Here is a 2,547-nt window from a genome sequence, read left to right on the forward strand (position 1 = left end):
AGCCGCCAGCGGCGAGATCTTGACGCTGAAGCTTCGCTACAAACCGCCGACCGAAGAGCAAAGCGAGCTGATCGAATTTGCGGTCAAAGACAGCGGCAAGGCATTCAACCGCACCGACCGCGACTTCCAGTTCGCCGCCTCTGTCGCCGCCTTCGCCATGCTGCTGCGAAACTCCCCGCACAAGGGAGACTGCAACTTTGACATGGTCGAAGAAATCGCCGCCGCCGGTGCCCTCGACGACCGCTCGGGTTACCGCGACGAGTTTCTCTCCTTGGTCCGACGAGCCAAACAACTCGGCGGGGAATGAAAATTTCCGCCCCGCAATCGCCTCCTCCGAGCCTGCTACACTGACGGTTTTCCACCGAAGCATGCGGGAGTTACATGGCGACTGACCTTGCCAATTCGACATCGGATCAGCTGGAGATTTCGTGCCAATCGTGCGGCGCGAGGCTCGTCTTGGAGGCGCATCTGCGTTCAACGCTTTGCCCATACTGTGCGTCGCCGTCGATCGTCAGCCGTCCCCCCTCGCCCAATCGGCCCTCGCCCACGTTTCTGGTCGGGTTTGTCGTCGATCACGAGCACGCGACCAAGACGGTCAAAAACTGGGTCGCCGGCAGCCATATTTTTGCGCGATCGGATTTCAAGGCCGCCGTTCCGGAGCTGACCCGAGGCGTCTACTTGCCGGCCTACTTGTATGGCGCGGTCGCCAACACTCGGTACTCGGCAAGCATCGGCGAGAATTATACGGAGACCGAAACCTACACGACCACCGATTCGAAGGGAAAGACGGTCACGCGAACACGCACAGTGACGAAAACCGAGTGGCGTCCCTTGTCCGGCAATCACTGCTGCTACGTTCTGGACGTGCTCGTCAGCGCCTCTCAAGGCGTCACCAATGCGGCCCTGGAGGCCGTCGAACCGTTTGACCTGCGTGCCCTGCGGCGATACGCCGACTCGTTTATCTCCGGCTGGCTTGCCGAAGAACCCTCCCGCACCCAAGACGATTGTTTCCGTTTGGCACACGACGAAACGATTGCGAAAGTCGGGGCGATGCTCAAGAACTTCATGCCCGGAGACTCCCACAGTAACTTGGAATACCAAACCGATCTGTCACACGAGGTGATTGATTTGGTGTTGCTGCCGATCTGGACCTACGCGGTGCGATACGCCGAAGACCGACCGCCGATCCAAATCCTGGTCAACGGCCAAACCGGTCGTGTCGCGGGCAAGGTCCCCGTCTCGGCCGCCAAAGTCACCTTCGCGGTCGTCGGTGTGCTATTGCTGATCGGAATCCTCTTCCTCTTGTTCCTGGCGGCGCAAGGATGAGCGAAACGATGAATGAAACACAGATCGCTGAATTCAATTGCACCCGTTGCGAGTCGCCGCTGGAGTCCGGCGATCTGCGCTGTGCGATCTGTGGCCAAGCGGCCTTGAATGACCAGACCGTCGAGCGGAAGAAACTGGCGATACAGATCCTGCGTTGCACCGGTTGTGGGGCAGCGATCACCTATGACCCGAAACACCAAGCCCCCTCGTGCTCGATGTGCGGCGACGTGGTCAAAGTCGAATCGATCGATGACCCGATGGAACAAACCGAACATTACTTGCCGTTCACCGTGACGGCCGACGAAGCCCGCGCGGCGCTGCGGGGCTGGCTCGATTCACGGGGATGGTTCCGCCCCTCGGACTTGTCCGCGTCGGCGCAATTGACCCAGCTGAAACCGCTGTGGTGGGTCGCTTGGGTGTTCGACGCGGAGGCCTTTGTCAGCTGGGCGGCCGATTCGAACGAAGGCTCCGGCCGATCGGACTGGGCGCCGCATTCGGGCCAGAACAACATCCAGTTTGATGACATCCTCGTTTCCGCGTCACGCGGATTGAGCCTCAACGAAGCGGCCGCGATCAGTCGCGGGATGAACTTGGCGACCAAGCGGAAGACGCCCGAAGGGGCCGAACGTGACGCCACCGTGGAGCGGTTTGACGTCCAACGATCGCAGGCACGGCAAGAGGTTTCGGCGGCGATTCACCGGATCGCCGCCCAGCGGGCCCAGCAACACTTCATCCCCGGGACACGTTTTCGCAACGTCAAAGTCGCGATCGTTCTGCGCCGACTCGTCACGCGGCGAATGTCGCTGCCCGCCTACGTCCTGGCCTATCGCTACAAAGACCGGTTGTACCGCGTGGTGATCTGCGGCCAGGACATCCGTCTGATGGTCGGCACCTCACCGAAATCGCTGATCAAAATGATCGCCGTCGCCCTGATCGTCGCCGCCATCGGCATGCTATTGCTGCTGATCCTCGCCGCCGGAAGCTAGCGCTCCGAGTCACCTTGCGTTGTTGTTCGCGGCAGGCGCGAGCCCTCCGGTCTTTCAACGTGTCGTTGAGCTGCCCACCGGACGGCTCGCGCCATTCCGCTAACACCTTTCGTGGCTGTTCGCGGCAGGCGCGAACCCTCCGGTCTTTCAACGTATCATTGAGCTGCCCACCGGACGGCTCGCGCCGTTCCGCTAACACCTTTCGTTGTTGTTAGCGGCAGCGAACCGAGTATCC

At 61.0% G+C, this 2,547-nt stretch carries 3 protein-coding genes; all 3 read left to right on the forward strand.

Translation table 11 applies throughout. From position 1 onward, the window contains the following. Positions 1–307: YfbK domain-containing protein (locus ABX749_RS29125; protein WP_372899130.1), on the forward strand; the 307-nt coding region annotated here is incomplete at its 5' end. 74 nt (positions 308–381) lie between these two features. Next, a complete protein-coding gene (locus tag ABX749_RS29130) occupies positions 382–1,326 on the forward strand; it encodes a hypothetical protein (protein WP_372899131.1) in 945 nt (314 codons plus the stop codon). 8 nt (positions 1,327–1,334) lie between these two features. Next, positions 1,335–2,312, forward strand: coding sequence for a hypothetical protein (locus ABX749_RS29135; protein WP_372899132.1), 978 nt, complete (start codon positions 1,335–1,337; stop codon positions 2,310–2,312). Positions 2,313–2,547: the final 235 nt, after the last annotated feature.

The sequence above is a fragment of the Stieleria sp. genome, from assembly GCF_041595215.1.
Taxonomy (GTDB): Bacteria; Planctomycetota; Planctomycetia; order Pirellulales; family Pirellulaceae; genus Stieleria; species Stieleria magnilauensis.